19 protein-coding genes, 1 tRNA gene and 1 pseudogene are annotated in these 19,933 nt (G+C 59.6%); 8 read left to right on the top strand and 13 right to left on the bottom strand.

Annotated elements, in window-relative coordinates; all coding sequences use genetic code 11:
* Positions 1–221: 221 nt before the first annotated feature.
* The 3 genes and pseudogenes from ACIPZH_RS11455 to ACIPZH_RS11465 form a co-directional block, all read left to right on the top strand.
* On the top strand, positions 222–662 hold the full coding sequence (locus ACIPZH_RS11455) for a hypothetical protein (RefSeq protein WP_267817150.1): 441 nt from the start codon (positions 222–224) through the stop codon (positions 660–662).
* A 720-nt stretch (positions 663–1,382) separates the two neighbouring features.
* On the top strand, positions 1,383–1,850 hold the full coding sequence (locus tag ACIPZH_RS11460) for a hypothetical protein (RefSeq protein ID WP_400636236.1): 468 nt from the start codon (positions 1,383–1,385) through the stop codon (positions 1,848–1,850).
* A 551-nt stretch (positions 1,851–2,401) separates the two neighbouring features.
* Positions 2,402–2,578, top strand: a pseudogene (locus tag ACIPZH_RS11465) (LysR family transcriptional regulator); the annotation flags it as partial.
* Positions 2,579–2,762: 184 nt separating this feature from the next.
* Here ACIPZH_RS11465 and ACIPZH_RS11470 read toward each other — a convergent pair.
* From ACIPZH_RS11470 to ACIPZH_RS11515, 10 genes are all read right to left on the bottom strand, one after another.
* Positions 2,763–2,882 carry a hypothetical protein gene (locus ACIPZH_RS11470; RefSeq protein WP_400636265.1) on the bottom strand — a complete coding sequence of 40 codons (120 nt, stop codon included), beginning with the start codon at positions 2,880–2,882 and terminating at the stop codon, positions 2,763–2,765.
* 356 nt (positions 2,883–3,238) lie between these two features.
* Positions 3,239–3,314 (bottom strand) — tRNA-Gly (locus ACIPZH_RS11475).
* A gap of 63 nt (positions 3,315–3,377) precedes the next feature.
* Positions 3,378–3,938, bottom strand: a complete 561-nt coding sequence (gene pgsA, locus ACIPZH_RS11480) for a CDP-diacylglycerol--glycerol-3-phosphate 3-phosphatidyltransferase (protein WP_400636237.1) — start codon at positions 3,936–3,938, stop codon at positions 3,378–3,380.
* Between the two features lie 33 nt (positions 3,939–3,971).
* Positions 3,972–5,795, bottom strand: a complete 1,824-nt coding sequence (uvrC, locus tag ACIPZH_RS11485) for an excinuclease ABC subunit UvrC (RefSeq protein ID WP_241805391.1) — start codon at positions 5,793–5,795, stop codon at positions 3,972–3,974.
* A 5-nt stretch (positions 5,796–5,800) separates the two neighbouring features.
* Positions 5,801–6,439, bottom strand: a complete 639-nt coding sequence (gene uvrY / locus ACIPZH_RS11490) for a UvrY/SirA/GacA family response regulator transcription factor (RefSeq protein ID WP_012315215.1) — start codon at positions 6,437–6,439, stop codon at positions 5,801–5,803.
* A gap of 63 nt (positions 6,440–6,502) precedes the next feature.
* On the bottom strand, positions 6,503–6,892 hold the full coding sequence (locus ACIPZH_RS11495; protein WP_241805392.1) for a helix-turn-helix domain-containing protein: 390 nt from the start codon (positions 6,890–6,892) through the stop codon (positions 6,503–6,505).
* Positions 6,893–7,071: 179 nt separating this feature from the next.
* The gene (locus tag ACIPZH_RS11500) at positions 7,072–7,503 is read right to left on the bottom strand and encodes an N-acetyltransferase (protein WP_267817161.1); all 432 of its coding nucleotides are present in this window, start codon (positions 7,501–7,503) and stop codon (positions 7,072–7,074) included.
* 127 nt (positions 7,504–7,630) lie between these two features.
* Positions 7,631–8,326 carry a glutathione S-transferase N-terminal domain-containing protein gene (locus ACIPZH_RS11505; protein WP_349975094.1) on the bottom strand — a complete coding sequence of 232 codons (696 nt, stop codon included), beginning with the start codon at positions 8,324–8,326 and terminating at the stop codon, positions 7,631–7,633.
* A 73-nt stretch (positions 8,327–8,399) separates the two neighbouring features.
* Positions 8,400–8,900, bottom strand: coding sequence for a PaaI family thioesterase (locus tag ACIPZH_RS11510; RefSeq protein WP_400636238.1), 501 nt, complete (start codon positions 8,898–8,900; stop codon positions 8,400–8,402).
* Positions 8,901–8,999: 99 nt separating this feature from the next.
* Positions 9,000–10,382: an amino acid permease gene (locus ACIPZH_RS11515; protein WP_400629634.1), complete on the bottom strand. Its 1,383-nt coding sequence runs from the start codon at positions 10,380–10,382 to the stop codon at positions 9,000–9,002.
* 254 nt (positions 10,383–10,636) lie between these two features.
* Between ACIPZH_RS11515 and ACIPZH_RS11520 the strand changes: the two genes are divergently transcribed.
* Both ACIPZH_RS11520 and ACIPZH_RS11525 read left to right on the top strand, forming a co-directional pair.
* Positions 10,637–11,533 carry a LysR substrate-binding domain-containing protein gene (locus ACIPZH_RS11520; RefSeq protein WP_400636239.1) on the top strand — a complete coding sequence of 299 codons (897 nt, stop codon included), beginning with the start codon at positions 10,637–10,639 and terminating at the stop codon, positions 11,531–11,533.
* Positions 11,534–11,638: 105 nt separating this feature from the next.
* The gene (locus ACIPZH_RS11525) at positions 11,639–12,883 is read left to right on the top strand and encodes an aspartate aminotransferase family protein (RefSeq protein ID WP_400636240.1); all 1,245 of its coding nucleotides are present in this window, start codon (positions 11,639–11,641) and stop codon (positions 12,881–12,883) included.
* Between the two features lie 3 nt (positions 12,884–12,886).
* Here ACIPZH_RS11525 and ACIPZH_RS11530 read toward each other — a convergent pair whose 3' ends face one another.
* On the bottom strand, positions 12,887–13,189 hold the full coding sequence (locus ACIPZH_RS11530) for a hypothetical protein (protein WP_241805399.1): 303 nt from the start codon (positions 13,187–13,189) through the stop codon (positions 12,887–12,889).
* A gap of 139 nt (positions 13,190–13,328) precedes the next feature.
* Here ACIPZH_RS11530 and ACIPZH_RS11535 point away from each other — a divergent pair, with 139 nt between their 5' ends.
* Together ACIPZH_RS11535 and fusA are read left to right on the top strand one after the other, a co-directional pair.
* Entirely contained in the window at positions 13,329–13,754 is a 426-nt protein-coding gene (locus ACIPZH_RS11535; protein ID WP_400636241.1) for a hypothetical protein, read from the top strand.
* Between the two features lie 73 nt (positions 13,755–13,827).
* Complete coding sequence (fusA, locus tag ACIPZH_RS11540) at positions 13,828–15,939, top strand: elongation factor G (RefSeq protein ID WP_400636242.1); 2,112 nt, start codon at positions 13,828–13,830, stop codon at positions 15,937–15,939.
* Between the two features lie 177 nt (positions 15,940–16,116).
* On the opposite strand, the gene ACIPZH_RS11545 is transcribed toward fusA, so the two are convergent.
* Both ACIPZH_RS11545 and ACIPZH_RS11550 read right to left on the bottom strand, forming a co-directional pair.
* Positions 16,117–17,559: a SulP family inorganic anion transporter gene (locus ACIPZH_RS11545; RefSeq protein ID WP_400629639.1), complete on the bottom strand. Its 1,443-nt coding sequence runs from the start codon at positions 17,557–17,559 to the stop codon at positions 16,117–16,119.
* A gap of 103 nt (positions 17,560–17,662) precedes the next feature.
* A complete protein-coding gene (locus ACIPZH_RS11550) occupies positions 17,663–18,817 on the bottom strand; it encodes a hypothetical protein (protein ID WP_267817175.1) in 1,155 nt (384 codons plus the stop codon).
* 141 nt (positions 18,818–18,958) lie between these two features.
* On the opposite strand from ACIPZH_RS11550, the gene ACIPZH_RS11555 reads away from it, so the two are divergent.
* Entirely contained in the window at positions 18,959–19,693 is a 735-nt protein-coding gene (locus tag ACIPZH_RS11555) for a secretin N-terminal domain-containing protein (RefSeq protein ID WP_400636266.1), read from the top strand.
* The last annotated feature ends 240 nt before the right edge of the window (positions 19,694–19,933 follow it).

Raw genomic sequence — 19,933 nt, forward strand, 5'->3', positions numbered from 1 at the left:
ATACCACGATACAAAATGGCAGAAATTTTACATACAGCAACCAGCATACTAACAAACCAAGAGGTGGGCATTATGACAGCGGGGTTAGTTACCTCAACCAGCCAGACAGGGTGAGGGCCTTTTATTCAATTCATCTTCTTGAACCATGATCAGACTTGAGGTGCTTACGGAATCAGCGCCGAAATTTGAGGTTTCAAACCATGCCCCATAAGCAAAAAATCATGACCGACATTACAAATGGATACCGGAGACCTCATGATATTGAAATACTCGCCAGCGAAATTTACACATGGCTTTGCAGCGACAAACTAGCAGACAGGGGAATCATAACGGATTTTGTTTCAAGCGTTAATAACTCAAAATTCCCTAACGTCATTACACTAACCTTCGAATACCTACAGCGCCTATCCACGCATAAAGGAGAACTATTATACGAGGAGAGCGAGAAAATAGGTCATTTATTTGAATCCATAAACATCATGACGATACTAGGCCTCCACCATGAGGACGACATAATCACGGAGTCTGACGACCTAATAATTAAGGCCTTGAAAAGCAAACGAATTACCAACCTACCCGACCAAATAAACACCGACAAACCATGGTGGAGTAGAGTATCAGCCAAGCATCTCAAAGCTGACATTCCCAGCAAAAAACCTTGACCAACCTTATTATATCCCGGCCCTGCATTGGGATACTTAACCCATCAGGGTCTACCGATACCTGCGACTTAATAGATGAACGCATACACAGGCATATGATGCGCTTGTACCCCTCCAACTTGATGCGATCCATGCAACAAGTGCATCAGCCAAGATCAAAAAGTTTTAAATCACGTGTATTAGCATTCTTGGCGAAAAGCTGAGATGCGGAAAAATCAAGCTAAACTCTGCATGTTAGGCAGGAAAATCCTGTGAGTCAAATGATAATTTCAAAAAAGAATTCATACAATTTCCTACAATACAAGGACACTGCTTCAGAGGCCCCATCAATATTCAATGAGGGAGTGAGTCTAGCCGTGTTCAAGCCTACACTCAACTACAAAGTCAAAAACAGAGCAACATCCAGAGAAAAGCGACTCCCACACAAATCGAAATTCTCCAGGAAAACTAGACGACGATCACGCAGGGCATCATATAGATGATAGATTTGAAAGCTCGCCCAAGCTTGATAACATCGTCAGCCAATCAAGACTGCAAACATAAGCACTTATAAAAGCCTCGAAAATCAATGGGCAGAAGCCCTCAAAGAGGGTAAATGCGCATCTATAAAATCAGGCCAATCTATTCCGGATCATCCGCCAGGCCCAGCAGCTTTAGAGTCGACCATGTGATCGACGGTCTAAAAAAGTAGAACGAATTAAAAATTAGGAAATCTTAAATATGAACAAATCTTTTGAAGATTATCTTTCTGAACACCAGGCAGACATGATGAGAATAGCACTTGAATACGTAGACGGTAGAGCTGACGAAGTTTTCGTTCACGCTGCGTCAGAAGAAGGAATATCGTCTTTCGATGTGTTCTATAAAATCAATGGCCAAATAGTGAGAAAAGAGGAGATTAATTCTAACATCAAACCCGGCGAAACCAAATATGACGACTCAGAAGATCGACAAGACGCCATGCTGGATATTGGACTAGATAATATCGACGCCATTGAGGAAAAATGTCTAGAATTTGGAGTTAAAGCCCCTACAGAAATGCGACTACATTATGAAGTAAGAAGTGGAAAATTTCGCGCACAATTACGATACGATAACGTTTTCACCAACACTCCGGATCTGCTACCAGGAAACCTATTCGATGCGTGGTTTTCAAGCGAGCTGACAGGAGGGTCAAGCCTAGAATGAAACCTCAGCTAAAGTGCATCAGCTTCATCAATAAATTACTGCGCCCCCTGTATTTCATGTACCCACCAATACCAAAAGGGGCGGACTAAAAATCGCAAAAGCATGACCTTCGAGAATATTTCCGCCCCGCGCCATACAGCAGAACTGATGTAATCGCACTATTATACTGGCGTCTCCGTATGAGCTTTCTCAGCGGATGAGTTTTTACTTCCGATCGAAAGGAAAACCCCTACAGGAACTGGGGGCGTAACCACGTGTACACGACAAAATTGAGTAGCACCCAACATTCTACCTGCCGGCACCCTCTCAAGTCGGGCCGCAGCTGATCTTTGCCAAGGGAAACCGACCTCAGTATGTAAGCAACGGTTTGGATGCTGAGGGTTTTCAACCCACGATGTCATGTTCTGCACTGCAAGCAGCGGTCTGCCTGCATTGATCAAAGTTGAAGCATCATGTTCGCAGTCAGCATCCCTTTCCAGCGCTTGTGCCTGACTTGCAACGTTGCGGCGAGAGTTGTTCTCATCAATGGCAATGCATCCCAGAGGCGCACGATGAACTTGCCGCAGTTGCAATTTTTCCTCGCTGCGACCGAAGATCGCCACTTCATCCGTGCGGCCGATCGCCTGCACATCGAACAATCACCGCTCTTCAGAACGATTCGTGACCTGGGACATGATTTGGGAGTGACTCTGTTTGAGCGCGGTGCTGGCATTGGGGCGTATCTGACTCTGGCAGGCCAAGCACTGGCAGAATCCGCCCCACGGATTTTCAGTCTGGTTGATCCAGGCACGCATGCAACTTTGGCTGCCGCTGCCGACTCACTCGTGACACTGCGCGTTGCCCTCTCCGACGGCATCCTGCCCAAACGCCTCGCGGCGCTGCTGGCCTGCAGCCGCGAGGAAGAACACGACATCAACCTGCAACTGTTCGAGGCGCCACTGGCCGAGCAGCCAAAGGCCGGTCGCGGTGGGGATTGGTGCCCTCGGCGATTAACCACAGCAGCTCATCGCGCAGCGAGTGCGCCGGGCGCATCCCTACCTCGGGATAGCTGCCGAACGACAAGCGCTTTTGTTTGCTGGCCCATGAGGTATCGCTATCGCCAAGGGTGTTGTCCTTGACGTGGCCTTGCCCTGGCGAACCGTTGCATCTGAGAGTGCCATGTACGAGCTCCTGAACATGAAATCAGGGCTAGATGCTCGTAACACTCAACGCTCCTCTCCAGCAACAAACCGCCACTGTGGACGTCCGGATTTCGTGGACTAATTTCGGTACTAAAAAAGTCCGGATCACCAGGCACCAGAGTGGCTTAGACTGAAACGAAAAAAAGACGCCGAAGCGTCTTTTTTCGATGACTTACAGACTTCGATCGAACTCTGTAGATCTATAACTGGAGCGGGAAACGAGACTCGAACTCGCGACCCCGACCTTGGCAAGGTCGTGCTCTACCAACTGAGCTATTCCCGCGTCGTGATGGGTGCCATTCTAGCGATATCTAAAACGGCGTCAACCCCTTGATTCAAAAAAGTTTTATTTTTGTTCCGAACCTTTACGCAGGTGCGGCCAGGCGGCCAGCAGGTAGTGGGCCATCGACCACAGCGTCAGCGCCGCAGCAACCAACAGCAACCCGTAGCCCAGAATCACCCAGAAGGTCACCAGCGGCGGATTACCCAGCAGGATGATCAGCGCCAGCATTTGCGCTGCGGTTTTCCACTTGCCGAGGTTTGACACCGCCACATGCGCCCGCGCCCCGAGCTCAGCCATCCACTCACGCAGGGCCGACACCACGATCTCACGGCCGATGATCACGGCGGCCGGCAGGGTCAGCCAGAAGTTGGCGTGGACTTGCACCAGCAGCACCAGGGCTACGGCGACCATCAGCTTGTCGGCCACAGGGTCGAGGAACGCGCCGAACGGCGTGCTCTGCTGCAGGCGACGCGCCAGGTAGCCGTCCAGCCAGTCGGTGGCGGCGGCGATGGCGAACACCGTGCTGGCGGCCATATAGCTCCAGTGATAGGGCATATAGAACAGCAAGATGAAGATCGGAATGAGCAGGACGCGTAGAACGGTGAGCAGGTTTGGAATATTCATCGGTACGACTGGCTGCGGGTTGAGCCCGGCATTCTACTCGCTATGCAGGCTGGCATAAATCGACTCGGCAAGCTTTTTACTGATGCCGGGCGCTTTGGCAATTTCATCGATACTGGCGCGGTTGAGCTCTTGCAGGCCGCCGAAATGTTTCAGCAGGTCGCGGCGGCGCTTGGGCCCTACCCCGGCAACATCTTCCAGGCTGGACACTCGGCGGGCCTTGCCACGGCGAGCGCGGTGGCCGGTGATGGCAAAACGGTGCGCTTCGTCGCGGATCTGCTGGATGAGGTGCAGCGCCGGGTTGTCACCCTTGAGGGTGAACTCGTGGGCCACGTCATTGAGGTAAAGGGTCTCGAAACCGGCCTTGCGGGTCACGCCCTTTGCCACACCGAGCAGGGTCAGGTCGGTGAAGGCCAGCTCCTGCATCACTTCGCGGGCCATGTTCAGCTGGCCCTTGCCGCCATCCACCAGCAGCACGTCGGGCAACTTGCCCTCGCCGTCCTTGATGCGCCCATAGCGGCGCGTCAGGGCCTGGTGCATAGCGGCATAGTCATCACCGGCGGTCACACCTTCGATGTTGAACCGACGGTAATCAGACTTGAGCGGACCTTCAGGCCCGAATACCACGCAACTGGCGACCGTTGCCTCGCCGCTGGAGTGGCTGATGTCGTAGCACTCCAGGCGCTGCGGCACTTCGTCCAGGCCCAGCACCTCGGCCAGGGCCTCGAACCGTGCTGCCATGTGTTGGCGGTTGGCCAGGCGGGCGTTGAGCGCCTGTTCGGCGTTGGTCACCGCCAGTTGCTGCCAACGCGCGCGGGTGCCGCGCACGCGGTGGCTGATGGTCAGCTCACGGCCGCGCAGGGTTTGCAATGCCTCGCTGATTGCAGCGAAGTCCTCGTGCACCACGTTGACGATCAGTTCGCCCGGCAATTCGCGCTCGGCATTGCCCACATAGAACTGGGACAGGAAGGCGGCCATCACTTCGGACACCTCTTCCTCGATGCCTACCTGCGGGAAGAAGTTCTTGCTGCCCAGCACCCGGCCACCGCGCACGCTGATCAGGTGCACGCAGGCCCCACCGGGGTTGATGAATGCGGCAACAACGTCGACATCGCCGGAGCCGCCTTCCATGTATTGCTGGTCCTGGACCCGGCGCAGCAAGGCGATCTGGTCGCGCAGTTCGGCGGCCTTCTCGAAGTTCAGGGCCATCGCGGCCTTTTCCATCTCGGCATTGAGCTCATTGCCCAACTGCTGGCTGCGGCCCTCGAGGAACATCACCGAATGGCGCACGTCCTCGGCATATTCCTCTGCATCGACCAGCCCCACACAAGGCCCCTTGCAGCGCTTGATCTGGTATTGCAGACAAGGGCGGGTGCGGTTGGCGTAATAGCTGTCCTCGCATTGGCGTACCGAGAAGGCTTTTTGCAGCAGGCCGAGGCTTTCGCGAATGGCCCCGGCGCTGGGGTATGGCCCAAAGTAGCGCCCCTTGGCTTTTTTCGCGCCGCGGTGAATGCCCAGCCGTGGGAATTGGCCGTCGGATAAAAACACGTACGGGTAGGATTTATCGTCGCGCAGCAGGATGTTGTAAGGCGGCCGCCACTGCTTGATCAGGTTCTGCTCTAACAGCAGCGCCTCGGTCTCATTAGCGGTGATGGTGGTCTCGACCTGGGCGATGCGCCCCACCAGCGCGGCCGTTTTAGGCGCCAGGCCAGTCTTGCGGAAATAGCTGGCCAAACGCTTCTTGAGGTTCTTGGCCTTGCCCACATAGAGCAGCCGAGCCTCGCTGTCGAACATCCGGTAGACGCCCGGGCGAGCGCTGCAGGTTGCCAGGAACGCGCTGGCATCAAAAGCTTGGGACATGAGGTTCAGAGGCTTGCGTCGACCATACCGTGGCGAACGGCCAGCAACGTCAGTTCGACGTCGCTGGTGACCGAGAGTTTTTCAAAGATCCGATACCGGTAAGTATTGACGGTCTTGGGCGACAGGCACAACTTGTCGGAGATGAGCTGAACCTTCTGGCACCCAACGATCATCAGGGCAATCTGGATTTCCCGCTCCGACAGCGCATCGAACGGCGAACCTTGCGGCTGGAACGACTTGAGTGCCAGTTGCTGAGCGATCTGCGGGCTGATGTAACGCTGCCCGGCAAACGCCAGGCGGATGGCCTGGACCATCTCGTCCAGCCCCGCGCCCTTGGTCAGGTAGCCGGCCGCGCCAGCTTGCATCAGGCGGGTGGGGAACGGGTCTTCCTCGCACACGGTCACGGCCACCACCTTGGTATCAGGGTGGCTGCGCAACAGTTTACGGGTAGCCTCAAGGCCACCAATGCCAGGCATCTTGACGTCCATCAGCACGACATCCGGCTTGAGCTCCCGGACCAGCTTGAGCGCCGACTCGCCCGAATCCGCCTCCCCCACTACCTGCAAGCCGTCGATGTCGGCCAGCATGCGTGTAATACCGGTTCGCACCAGATCGTGGTCGTCGACCACTAGGACCCTAATCAAGCAGACACCTCGTCAACAGGGCGATTGGATCCCGCCACCTTAACAAAATTTTTCAAGACGGGCCTAGCGTAAAACTTCCTTAGGGAAGGCCCTACGCTCACGCCACTGCGGCCGCATCGCATCACTGCGCCCTCCATCGCCCAACAGCCGCTCCAGCAAATGCCCGAACGCGGCTTTGTCGTCAGCAGCCAGGCGCCTGAACGCAGCCACTAAACCGGTTTCATCCGCCGTCAGACTGTCCAGTTGCGCGGGGGTGCGAACACCGCTGAGCACATAGAGCGCGTCCACGCCTCTGGCCGCCAGCGCAGCTAGGTAATCGAGCCTTGGCGTGCGCTCGCCACTTTCATATTTGCCCTGGGCATTGGGTTCGACGCCGCCGATATCACCAAACACCCGCTGGGTCATCCCCAGCCGTTCACGCTCTTCCTTAAGACGCGGACCGAGCCCATTCATACTGATGTTTCTCCTGCTTCCCTAGCCATCATCAAATACTGCTCACAACCCTGTGGGCCTTTGCAGACTACTCGGTCACTATGCCCATCGCACGCCGGAGTCGCAAGCCAGTATCATGCCTCCACCAAGCGCCGTAAGTCTTGATCTGCATGGCTTTTACAACACACATATGACGCGGATCAGCCAATCACCTTCTGCATACGCACAAAACACTCATCCTCGCCCATTTCGACAAACCCTTGGCGCTGGTACAGCCGCCGCGCCGGGTTGCTCTTGAACACCATCAAGCGCAGCAATGGCAGCCTCTGCTGCGCCGCCTTATCGGCCAGCGCTTGCAGTACCCAACTGCCAACCCCTCGCCCGCGATGCTCAGGCAACAGGTGCAGTTCGCGAATGAACAATGCCTGGCGGTCCTTGCTGAGGCTACAGAAGCCCAGCACGGATCCCCCTTCCACGATCAGCCACTGCTCCCGCCAATCCCAGGCCTGATCGAACGCCTCTTCGATCCACAACAGATCGAATTCCCGATAGTAGGCCAGCATGGCCCGGCGCGTGAGATCACGGGCGAAGGTGCGGTGGGCATCGGTCGCAGGTATCAGCTCAATGGGCATCACACACCGCCTTGCTCAACCAACCGTGGCCGGGCACCTCGCGCTTGCAGCGGATCATCGGGGGCCTCCTGCATTGGCCTGCAGCCTTTCGACAGGTTTGGAAATTCACTGACCGGGTCTCAGCGCATCAACCCGGGATTTTCAGGCCCCGCTGAACGGCTGGGCGCTCGAGAAAACCGCTCAGCACGCGCTGCACGTTCTTGAACTGATCGAAGCCGACCAGCTCACTGGCGTTATAGCGTTCCACCAGGTTACGTACCCAGGGGAAGATGGCGATATCGGCGATGCTGTACTCATCGACCATCCACTGCCGCCCTTGCAGGTGCCGGTCCAGCACGCCTAGCAGGCGCTTGGATTCGTTGACGTAGCGGTCCCGTGGGCGCTTGTCTTCATACTCCTTGCCAGCGAAGAAGTGAAAGAAGCCGACCTGGCCGAACATCGGGCCGATGCCGCCCATCTGGAACATCAGCCACTGCAGCGTCTGGTAGCGGGTCGCCGGATCATGGCTGAGCAATTGCCCGCTCTTTTCTGCCAGGTACTGCAGGATCGCGCCCGACTCGAACAACGGCAAAGGCTGGCCGCCAGGGCCATCGGGGTCGAGGATCGCCGGGATCTTGTTGTTCGCGCTGAGGGAGATGAACTCAGGGCTGAGCTGGTCGTCGGTTTCGAAGCTCACCTTGTGCGGCTCGTAAGCCAGGCCGATCTCCTCCAGCATGATCGACACCTTGACGCCGTTGGGCGTAGGCAGCGAGTACAGCTGCAGGCGCTCGGGGTGTTGCGCGGGCCATTTGCGTGTGACGGGAAATGCGCTGAGATCGGTCATGGTCAACCTGTGCCAAGGGAATGGACCTGTCACTTTAGTAACATCACGGGCGGCTGACCATCACCTGCCGTTTTCAGCTCACTTGGCCATGGGCCTTGAGCTTGAGCTTTTGGGTATCCACACGGACGAACACCGAATCGGCGCTGACTGTCAGCACATCCCCCGCCCAGACCTCGCAGATGACCCGCGTCTTGCGCCCGACTTCGCCTTCCACGCGCGCCTTCAGCAGCAGCTCGACACCCAGGGGTGTGGGTTTGAGGTAGTTCAGGCCCAGGCTGCCGGTGACACAATCGATACGTGGCAGGCTGCCCGGCGTACGCCCTTCGGCCCGGTAGTGGTAGGCCATGGCAGTCCAGTTGGAATGGCAATCGACCAGCATCGCCAGCAGGCCGCCGTAGACCAGCCCCGGCCAGCCGGTGAACGTGCCGTCGGGCGTATGGCGGCACACCAGGTGGATACCGTCGGCTTCCCAATGGCTTTGCACATGCAGGCCGCTGGGGTGGGCAACGCCGCAGCCGTAGCAAATACCGTCGGGTGCGGCCAGTGCCTGCAGGCAGAGCGCTTGTTCGTTCATACGCGTCCTTTACGTGTGGCAATGGGTCGGGATGCAAGCTGCATGGTAGCGCCGCGCCTGGCATGCGCCAATGCAAAGGGGCGCAAAGCGCCCCAACGTTCAGGCAGGCTGCGCCACCGCCCTGGCACCGCGCTGAGTCAGCGAAACCAGCAAGATGAACAAGGTCACCCCGGCCGTCATCAGGGTCTCGTAACGGTACGCATCACTGAACAGCATATAGCCCAGCACCATCACGATAGTGCCGATCACCAGCCAGGTCAGCCAGGGGAACAGCCACATCTTCAGCTCCAGCGCACGCCCCTCTCGATCGGCACGGGCCCGCATGCGCAATTGCGAGACGGCAATCACCAGGTACACCAGCAAGGCAATCGCACCGGTGGTCGACAGCAGGAAGCCGAACACCTTGCCGGGGAACACGTAGTTGACGAAGCAGCCGGCAAAGCCTGCCAGGGTCGAGAAGACCACCGCCACGGTCGGCACGCCAGCACCGGAAATACGTTTGGTCATGCTCAGCGCCTGGCCACGGGCACCCAGGGAATACAGCATGCGCGAAGCGGTATACAGGCCGGAGTTCATGCAACTGGTGACCGCCACCAGCACCACCAGGTCGACCAGCAATTTCGCACCGGGCACATTGAGCACCTCAAGCACCCGCTGGAACGAACCTACCGCCTTGAGTTGCGGATCGTTCCAGGCCACCAGCGACACCACCAGGAAGATCGAGGCCAGGTAGAAGATGGCGATGCGGTACACCACCAGGTTGGTGGCGCGGCGGATCTTGTCTTTCGGGTTGGCGGTCTCGTCAGCGGCAATGGTGACGATCTCGGCGCCGAAGAACGAGAAGATGGTGATCAACACGCCACCGAGCACGGTACCGAAGCCATTGGGCATGAACCCACCGCTGTCCCAGAGCCGGCTCACCCCTGAGACCTCGGCCAGTGGCCAGAAGCCGAACACAGCCAGGCTGCAGACCACGATGAAGGCAATGATCGCGATCACCTTGACCAGGGCAAACCAGTACTCGAACGCACCGAAGTTCTTCACGCTGACCAGGTTGGTGCCCGACAGCACGAACATGATCAGGAAGGCGAATAACCACGACGGTACCGCCGGGAAGTAGGCGTGCAGGATGTCAGCGCCAGCGATGGCTTCGACCGGGATGATCAGCACCCAGAACCACCAGTAAAGCCAGCCGATGGTGAACCCTGCCCAGGGGCCGATGGCCTCGGAAGCGTAAGTCGAGAAGGAACCGCTGTTGGGGTTGGCAATGGCCATTTCGCCGAGCATGCGCATCACCAGCAACACCAACAGGCCCGTCATGGCGTAGGAGATGAGAATGGCCGGGCCAGCGGTGGCAATGGCATTTGAGGAACCGATGAACAAGCCGGCGCCAATGATGCCGGCGATGGAAATCATCGACACCTGACGGGAGGTCAGGCCGTGCTGCAGGGAACGCTGTTTCTTGTTTTCTAGCGAAGCCATGGAGAACCCTCGAATGGGTCGGCCGTCGCAGGGACGGCTGAAAAAGTTGGAGCAGAATTCATCTAAGTCGTGATGCTGTTTTTCTTGTTTTGCAGTTGCCGGCGGTGCACTTTCCTCCTCTTCGCAGTACCGGTTGTCATCGTTGATCCAGGTCAGTATTAATCTATAGGGCGAGGTCAACAAACGACCTTTTCGAAGCACATGATTCCAGTATGGAATGAACTCCTTCCTTTTTTGCTCGGTACGCGCCTGCCATGTCCAAACGCCTGATGCCCTCGACTACCGCCCTGCAGTGTTTCGAAGCGGCCGCCCGCCACCTGAGCTTCACCCGGGCGGCGCAAGAGCTGCACCTGACCCAGAGCGCCGTCAGCAAGCAGGTCGCGCAACTTGAAGAACTGCTTGCACACTCGCTGTTCCAGCGCGTTCGTCGGCGCCTGCACCTGACCCCGGCCGGCGCCCTGTACCTGACCGAAGTGAACAAGATCCTCAACCAGATCGACATTTCCAGCCGCTACATCCTCAGCTATGGCGACGAAACCGAAGTGCTGCGCATCGCCACCCAGCCCACCTTCGGTGCTCGCTGGCTGGTGCCCAGGCTCAGGGGCTTCGGTGACCGCTACCCGCGCATCCACCTGGACATCCGTAACGAGCTGGAGCCCTTCGACCTGGTGCAGGCCAAGGCGGATATCGCCTTCTTTTTCGGCCAGGGCACCTGGCCGGGGGCGACCTGCATCGAACTGTTCAGCGAAGAAGTGGTGCCGGTGTGCGCACCGCAGCTACAGGCCCGGCACCGCTTCGACAGTGCCCAGGCCCTCACCGAGCACCGCTTGCTGCAATGCGCATCTCGCCCGGAAGCCTGGCACGAATGGTTTCTGGGGCTGGGCCTGCACAGCCAGAACAGCTACCACGGGCCACGGTTCGACACGTTCTACCTGTGCATCCGTGCGGCCGTCGCAGGTTGCGGCATCGCCCTGATCCCGCGCTACCTGGTGGCCGAGGAGTTGAGCGAAGGCAAGCTGGTAGTGGCCTGGGATCACCCGGTGGCGAGCAATGGGCGGCACTTCATCGCCCATGCCGAGCACGCGGCAGAGGTACCGAAGATCAGGGCCTTCGTGCAGTGGATTGGTGAACGGGTGGCAGAGGAAGACTGACCGAGTTCGCGAATCCATGGAATGATCGCAATCGAATAATTCGTTTGTGGAATAGCACTTCGACGCGCTTCGATAGTAAGAAACTCGAACAAGGTCTGCGTGCCCATGAATCTGGAAAGTATCAGCCAATCCATTGCCATCGTTCATCCGATTACACTTTCCCATGGCCGTAATGCCGAAGTCTGGGATACCGACGGCAAACGTTACATCGACTTCGTCGGCGGCATTGGCGTGCTCAACCTGGGCCACTGCAACCCGGCCGTGGTCGCGGCCATCCAGGCCCAGGCCACGCGCCTGACCCACTATGCCTTCAACGCGGCCCCTCACGGCCCTTACCTGGAGCTCATGGAGCGCCTGCACGCGTTCGTGCCGGTCAGCTACCCGCTGGCCGGCATGTTGACCAACAGCGGCGCCGAAGCAGCAGAAAACGCCCTCAAGGTCGCCCGCGGTGCCACCGGCAAGCGCGCCATCATCGCCTTCGATGGCGGCTTTCATGGCCGCACACTGGCCACCCTGAACCTCAACGGCAAGGTCGCGCCATACAAACAAAGGGTCGGTGAACTGCCGGGGCCGGTCTACCACCTGCCCTACCCCAGCGCCGACACCGGAGTCACCTGCGAGCAGGCGCTCCAGGCCATGGACCGCCTGTTCAGCGTCGAGCTTGCGGTCGAGGACGTGGCGGCGTTCATCCTGGAGCCGGTGCAAGGCGAAGGCGGCTTCCTCGCCCTGGACCCGGCCTTTGCCCAAGCGCTGCGCCGGTTCTGCGACGAGCGCGGGATCCTGATCATCATCGACGAGATCCAGTCGGGTTTCGGCCGCACCGGGCAGCGCTTCGCCTTCCCGCGGCTGGGCATCGAGCCGGATTTGCTGCTGTTGGCCAAGAGTATTGCCGGTGGCCTGCCGCTGGGGGCGGTGGTCGGGCGCCAGGCGTTGATGGCGGCGCTGCCCAAGGGCGGCCTCGGCGGGACCTATTCAGGCAATCCGATTGCCTGTGCGGCGGCGCTGGCAAGCCTGGCGCAGATGACGGATGAGAACATTGCCACATGGGGCGAGCGCCAGGAGCAGGCCATCGTCAGCCACGTAGAACGCTGGCAGCAACGCTTTCCGTTCATCGGGCGCCTGACAGGCGTCGGTGCGATGCGCGGGATCGAGTTCGTCAATGCCGACGGCAGCCCTGCCCCCGCTCAGCTGGCCAAGGTCATGGACGCGGCGAGGGCCAAAAGCCTGTTGCTGATGCCCAGCGGCAAGGCGCGCCACATCATTCGCCTGCTGGCCCCACTGACCATCGAAGCCGAGGTGCTCGAAGAAGGGTTGAACATCTTCGAGCAGTGCCTGGCGGAGTTGAACTGAGGCTTACAGGCCCAGCTCCTGCGGGGTCAGCATGTCGGACTCGAAAGCGATCCAGCCGCCTTCGAGTTCGGCGTGGCCGTTGACGATCGGGCCGTAGTAGGTCAGGCCGTTCTCAAGCGTCACGCAGATATGCGTGGCCGGTTTTTCCGGGGCCGCGAGCGTGCCGACGAAATGCACCTTCTTCAGGGTTTCGGTCACGGCTTCCAGGCCAACACGCATGCTGGGGTTTTCCGAGGCCTCGACATCGCCCCCACGGTCTTCGGCGCTGATGGTGACGGTGGCGGTGTACGGGAACTGGGTGCTCAAGCGGGGTTACCTCGGTATTGGATGCAGGCTTGCGGGCGCGTAGATTACGGCAGCTGTACGCTGTTGTCTCTAATGGCCTCCCCCGGCTTGATCTGTTAGGGTGCGCGCCGATGCACGCCACACCACACGAGGACACCGAGTGAGCGCCGAAGAACCCCTGATCGCCGACCTGTTCGAGGTCGACAAACGCCTGACCCTCAAGCCCGTCGTGGACTTCAACAGCTACCTGCGCAACGCGTTTGGCGAAGGCCCGTGCCGCTGCCACCGCTGCAGCGAAGGTGGCGACGAAAGCACCTATACCCACGCCCACAGTTTCATGTTCGAGGGCGGCCAGTGGCACCGACGTTTCGCCAGCACCGCCGGCAGCGACGTCGCGCAGGTACTGAAAAAAGCCTGGCTGTCGTACACCAAGGCTGACCTGCCCTTGGTCGGGGCCCTGGACCTTGCCACTCTCAAGACCTTTACCGAAGCGGCGTTGCATGAGCGCCTGCTGGCCCTGCTGCCCGCCAGCGGCCTTGCCCGCGAAGTGGACGGCCAGTGGCTGCTGCAAGCCCAGACCGACTGACGGCCCGGCGGTAAAGCAGGATTCTCCCGCTCTGCTACCTTGGGAGAATCCGCTCATCCGCAGGTAGTGTGTCATGGCCCGTACAACGCCCATCGAGCTGTACCGCAACATTGGTATCGTCGCCCACGTGGATGCCGGCAAGACCACGACCACCGAGCGCATCCTGTTCTACACCGGGGTCAACCACAAGATGGGCGAGGTGCATGATGGTGCCGCGACCATGGACTGGATGGCCCAGGAGCAGGAGCGCGGCATCACCATCACTTCGGCGGCGACCACGGCCTTCTGGCAGGGCTCGACCAAGCAGTTCGCCGACAAGTACCGTTTCAACATCATCGACACCCCCGGCCACGTCGACTTCACCATCGAGGTGGAACGTTCGCTGCGCGTGCTCGATGGCGCCGTGGTGGTGTTCAGCGGTGCCGACGGGGTGGAGCCACAGTCCGAGACCGTGTGGCGCCAGGCCAACAAGTATCACGTCCCGCGCCTGGCCTATATCAACAAGATGGACCGCCAGGGCGCGGACTTCCTGCGCGTGGTCAAACAGATCGACAAGCGCCTGGGGCACCACCCGGTACCGATCCAGCTGGCCATCGGCAGCGAAGAGAACTTCATCGGCCAGATCGACCTGGTGAAGATGAAGGCGATCTACTGGAACGACGCCGACCATGGCACCACCTACCGCGAAGAAGAAATCCCGGCCGAACTCAAAGCACTGGCTGACGAATGGCGCGCGCACATGGTCGAGGCGGCGGCCGAGGCCAATGACGAGTTGACCACGAAGTTTCTCGATGGCGAGGAACTGAGCATCGAGGAGATCAAGGCCGCCCTGCGCCAGCGCACCATTGCCAACGAAATCGTGCCGACCATCCTTGGCTCTTCGTTCAAGAACAAAGGCGTGCCGCTGATGCTCGATGCGGTGATCGACTACCTGCCAGCGCCCTCCGAGATCCCGGCAATCAAGGGCACCGACCCGGACGACGAAGATAAGCACCTGGAACGCCACGCCGACGACAAAGAACCGTTCTCGGCCCTGGCGTTCAAGATCGCCACCGACCCTTTCGTCGGTACGCTCACGTTCGCCCGGGTGTACTCCGGCGTGCTCAGTTCCGGCAATGCAGTGCTCAATTCGGTCAAAGGCAAGAAAGAACGCATTGGCCGGATGGTGCAGATGCATGCCAACCAACGTGCTGAAATCAAGGACGTATGCGCCGGTGACATCGCGGCCTTGATCGGCATGAAGGACGTGACCACAGGCGACACGCTGTGCGACATGGACAAACCTATCATCCTCGAGCGCATGGACTTCCCGGACCCGGTGATCTCCGTGGCCGTAGAACCCAAAACCAAAGCCGACCAGGAAAAAATGGGCATCGCCCTGGGCAAGCTGGCCCAGGAAGACCCCTCGTTCCGCGTGCGCACCGATGAGGAGACCGGCCAGACCATCATCTCCGGCATGGGCGAACTGCACCTGGATATCATCGTCGACCGCATGCGGCGTGAGTTCAACGTCGAGGCCAATATCGGCAAGCCCCAGGTCGCCTACCGCGAGAAGATCCGCAACACCTGCGAGATCGAGGGCCGCTTCGTTCGCCAGTCCGGCGGGCGCGGGCAGTATGGGCACTGCTGGATCCGCTTTGCGCCAGGTGATGAAGGCAAGGAAGGCCTGGAGTTCATCAACGAAGTCGTTGGCGGCGTGATACCGCGCGAGTACATCCCGGCGATTCAGAAAGGCATCGAGGAGCAGATGAAGAACGGCGTGCTTGCCGGCTACCCACTGATCAACCTCAAGGCTGCGGTATACGACGGCTCGTATCACGACGTCGATTCCAACGAGATGGCCTACAAGATCGCCGCCTCCATGGCCACCAAGCAACTGTCGCAAAAAGGTGGGGCGGTGTTGCTGGAGCCGGTGATGAAGGTCGAGGTGGTTACGCCCGAAGAATACCAGGGGGACATCATGGGCGACCTTAGCCGGCGCCGGGGCATGATCCAGGATGGCGACGAGACGCCCGCCGGCAAGGTGATCCGTGCCGAGGTGCCACTGGGAGAAATGTTCGGCTACGCCACCTCGATGCGCTCGATGACTCAGGGGCGGGCCAGCTACACGATGGAGTTCACCCGTTATGCCGAGGCGCCGGCGAGCATTGCAGACGGGATTGTGAAGAAGAATCGCGGGGAGTGAACCGCGCGAGGGCTGCGCCCTCGATCGCCGGCAAGCCGGCTCCCACCCCGACCGCGCAGCGCTTCAGGGCTGCGCTTTACCTGTGGAAGCAACCGTCTTGCCCAATTGCTAAAAGTTGCCGCAATCCAGGTGGGAGCCGGCTTGCCGGCGATAGGGCCGGCACTACCCCATCAAGACTCAGTGGTGTTCGCCAGCCCGCTTCAACAGCTTCTTGCAACGCTCGGACAGATGCACCACCCGCAGCTGCTTGCCCGCCTTGGCATATCGCTCGCGCAAGGTCTTCAATGCGGCAATTGCCGAGTAATCGACAAAGCTCACATGCTGGCAATCCAGGGTAACCTTGGCCGGGTCACCCGCCGGGTCGAACTGGTTGAGAAACGGCGTGACCGAAGCGAAGAACAGCGTGCCATGCACCTGGTAGTGCTTGATCCCCTCGGCATCTTCATGGCTGTCGGCATACAGCTCCCGAGCATGCTGCCAGGCAAAATTCACCGCTGCGATGACGATACCGAACAATACGGCCGTGGCCAGGTCGGTGAACACCGTGACCACCGTCACGGCAATGATCGCCAGCACATCGCTGACCGGCACTTTGTGCAACACCCGCAAGGACGCCCAGGCGAAGGTCTGCTGGGCGACCACGAACATCACCCCGACCAGCGCCGCCAACGGAATACGCTCGATCAGCGGCGACAGGAACAGCACGAACAACAAGATCATCACCCCCGCCACCACGCCGGACAGCCGGCCGCGGCCATTGGAGCTCAGGTTGATCACCGTCTGGCCGATCATCGCGCAGCCGCCCATGCCACCGCACAAGCCTGAAACCATGTTGGCCGCCCCCAGAGCCACGCACTCACGGTCCGGGTAGCCGCGGCTCTCGGTAATCTCGTCGGTGAGGTTCAGGGTCAGCAGGGTCTCCAGCAGGCCGACCATGGCCATCAGCACCGCGTATGGGGCAATGATCTTCAGCGTTTCCAGGTTCCAGGGCACGTCCGGCAGGGCCAGCGCCGGCAGCCCACCCGCGATGTGTGCCATGTCTCCGAGGGTGCGGGTCGGCAGGTCAAGCAGGTACACCAACACGCCAACGCCGAGGATCGCCACCAGCGCTGGTGGCACGGCGCGGGTCAGCTTGGGCAGCACGTACACCACCAGCATGGTCAGCGCCACCAGGCCGATCATCAGCCACAGCGGCATGCCGCTGAGCCACTGCTCACCCGCCTTGAAGTGCTCCAGCTGGGCCAGGGCGATGACGATCGCCAGGCCGTTGACGAAGCCAAGCATCACCGGATACGGCACCAGGCGCACCAGTTTACCCAGGCGCAGCAGGCCGAACAGGACCATCACCACTCCGCCCAACAGCACGGTGGCCAGCAGGTACTGCGCACCGTGCTGCACCACCAGGGCGACGATGACCACCGCCATCGAGCCGGCAGCACCGGAGATCATGCCCGGGCGGCCACCGAACAGCGCAGTCAGGGTGCAGATGATGAAGGCGCCGTACAGGCCCATCAGCGGGTTGAGGTGCGCCACCAGGGCGAAGGCGATGCACTCGGGCACCAGGGCGAATGAAGTGGTCAGGCCGGCGAGCAGGTCGGCGCGAAGTCGGGCGGGTTTCATGACTATCCTGTGATGCAGGGCCAGGCGGCCGATACTGAAAAACAAACGAAGGGCGGGATGTTACGGAATTTGTCTGGCTGAGACCACCGCAAGCAGGCCAGCCCTAGCCGCGCGCCAGCCACTCGGCCATTGCCACATCTTCCAGCGCGTACTCGCCACGATTGGCCTTCCACACCAGCTCCTTTTCCCGCAAGGCATCCAGGGCTTTCTGCACATTGGGTGTGGTGGCATTGGCTTGAGCAGCGGCCTGTTCCAGCTTTCGATTGACGTCGATGAAGGTCTGCTCGGTGAAAGGCGAGAACGGCTGCCGGGCCAGCGTACGTTCGGCCATCACCGCCAGCACCGCCTGTTGTAACGCAGACAGCTCGTTCCAGGCACTTTCGTAGTCGCTCCACACCCCGGCCTGATGGTTCAGCGCGCCGGTGCGCAGCAGTTCGCCAAGGTTACCTGCCTCGCCCAGCCCGATACTCACCTCGGTCAGCAACTTACCGAGCATCTCCGGGCGCCGGCCCACACGTTCGAAGGCATACTCCAGGTCCTCGGCCTTGAACTGGTTGCTGGCCGCCAGACGGCCATTCCAGACAGCGGTCACGAAGTCGACGAAGTCCCGCCCCAGCAGCGGAAACGCTGTGATGCTGGCACCATAGAATGGCTGCTTGCTCTTGAGCACCAGATTGGCCAGCTTGTCCCGGCTGGAGCCGGTAAACACCAGGCGCAACCCATCCGGGCCGTCACCCCGGTTGAGGTGGTCGCGCGCCGCCTTGAGGGCGAACATTGCGTTCAGCCCACCCTCGCTGTTGAGGGCATGCTGCGCCTCGTCCACTACCAGCACCACCATTTGCCCACACACCTGATGCAAGACCGCAAGCGCCTGGGCCAGTGTGGTACCGGCGGGCAGCTGCGGCCGGGTGAAATCCCAGCTGAGCGTGCGCAGCAGGTTGATCTTGTCGATACCCGCCTTCTTCGCGGTTTTGGCCAGGGTGCTTTCGAAACGCGCCAGAGCGCTGCCGATGGCACCACTGATCAACTCGGCAGGGTCGGCATCACGGTCAGACCACAGGTCGACATACACCGGCAGCCAGCCACGTTCCAGGCAGGCTGGAATGAAGTCGTTGTTCAGGAATGTACTCTTGCCCGTGCGCCGTGGCGCTGCGAGGAACATCCCCGAGCTGTAGTCGACGAACGACTCGCCAGCCAGGTCCCTTACCAGGGCTTTAGCCAGCTGTTCGCGGCGGAAGATCGGGCGGGCAAGGCTCATGGCAATATCCTGAATTATCCAGACGACTATAATTTATGTTTTATAGAATAAATTCAGGATAAAAGACAGCTTGTGATGCACGACAGGCACGAGTCGCGCAATTTTGCCATCATGTTGATTCCACCTGCGGAGATCATGGACATGGCGCTACGCCCCCTTTTAACTTCCCTGCTGCTGGCCGCCAGCCTGGCCGCCCACGCCGCCACCGAAGTGCTGCCGCTGCAGCACCGCAGCAGCGCCGAGCTGCTGCCCGCCGCCCAGTCGTTCATCGGCAAGGACGGTAGCGTCAGCGCCTTCGAGAACAAGTTGATCGTCAATGCCAGCCCCGAACGCATCGACGACCTGCGCACCCTGCTGCAACAGCTGGACACCGCGCCCAAGCGCCTGATGATCAGCGTCGACAACAACGACAGCAATTACCAGGACAACCGTGGCAATGCACGCATCATCCATTACGGCACCAGCAACCGGGATGGTGGCCTGCAGCAGGTCCAGGCCAGCGAAGGCCAACCCGCGCTGATCCAGGTCGGCCAGAGCATCCCGGTCACCAGCACCAGCACCGACGGCTACGGGCGCATCCAGAGCAATACCGAATACCGCAATGTCACCCAGGGTTTCTACGTGACTCCAAGCCTGATCGGGGAAACGGTCCGTCTGCAAATAAGCACCAATAATGACCGCATCAGCCATGAACGTGCTGATGTAGTGAAAGTGCAAAGTACCGACACGACGGTGACCGGCAAGCTCGGCGAGTGGATTACCCTGGCAGGGTTCAACCAGCAGAGCCAGGCCGAGCTCAATGCGTCAAGCCGCACATACAGCACCCAACGGGGTGAAAACATGACTTTACGTGTCAAAGTCGACCTTCTCGACTGACCCCAGGCGAATCAAGGCCTCGACCAAAGGCCTTGAAACTGACCGACAAGTCGCATTAGACCAAAGATGTAGTAAGCACAAAAAACCACTACAAAACATTTGACAGGCTCTTTTTCCCAAGGGCATGATGGCCTCGCTCCCGCTAATCAGGGGCCCTGGCAAGGGCCTTCGAGGCGCCTCCTCCCACCCTTGGAGGCACTCGTGTCTATACGGCCCACAAGGCGGTTCGACGGGATTGCG

Source organism: Pseudomonas sp. NPDC089758 (genome assembly GCF_044748705.1).
Lineage (GTDB): Bacteria > Pseudomonadota > Gammaproteobacteria > Pseudomonadales > Pseudomonadaceae > Aquipseudomonas > Aquipseudomonas putida_X.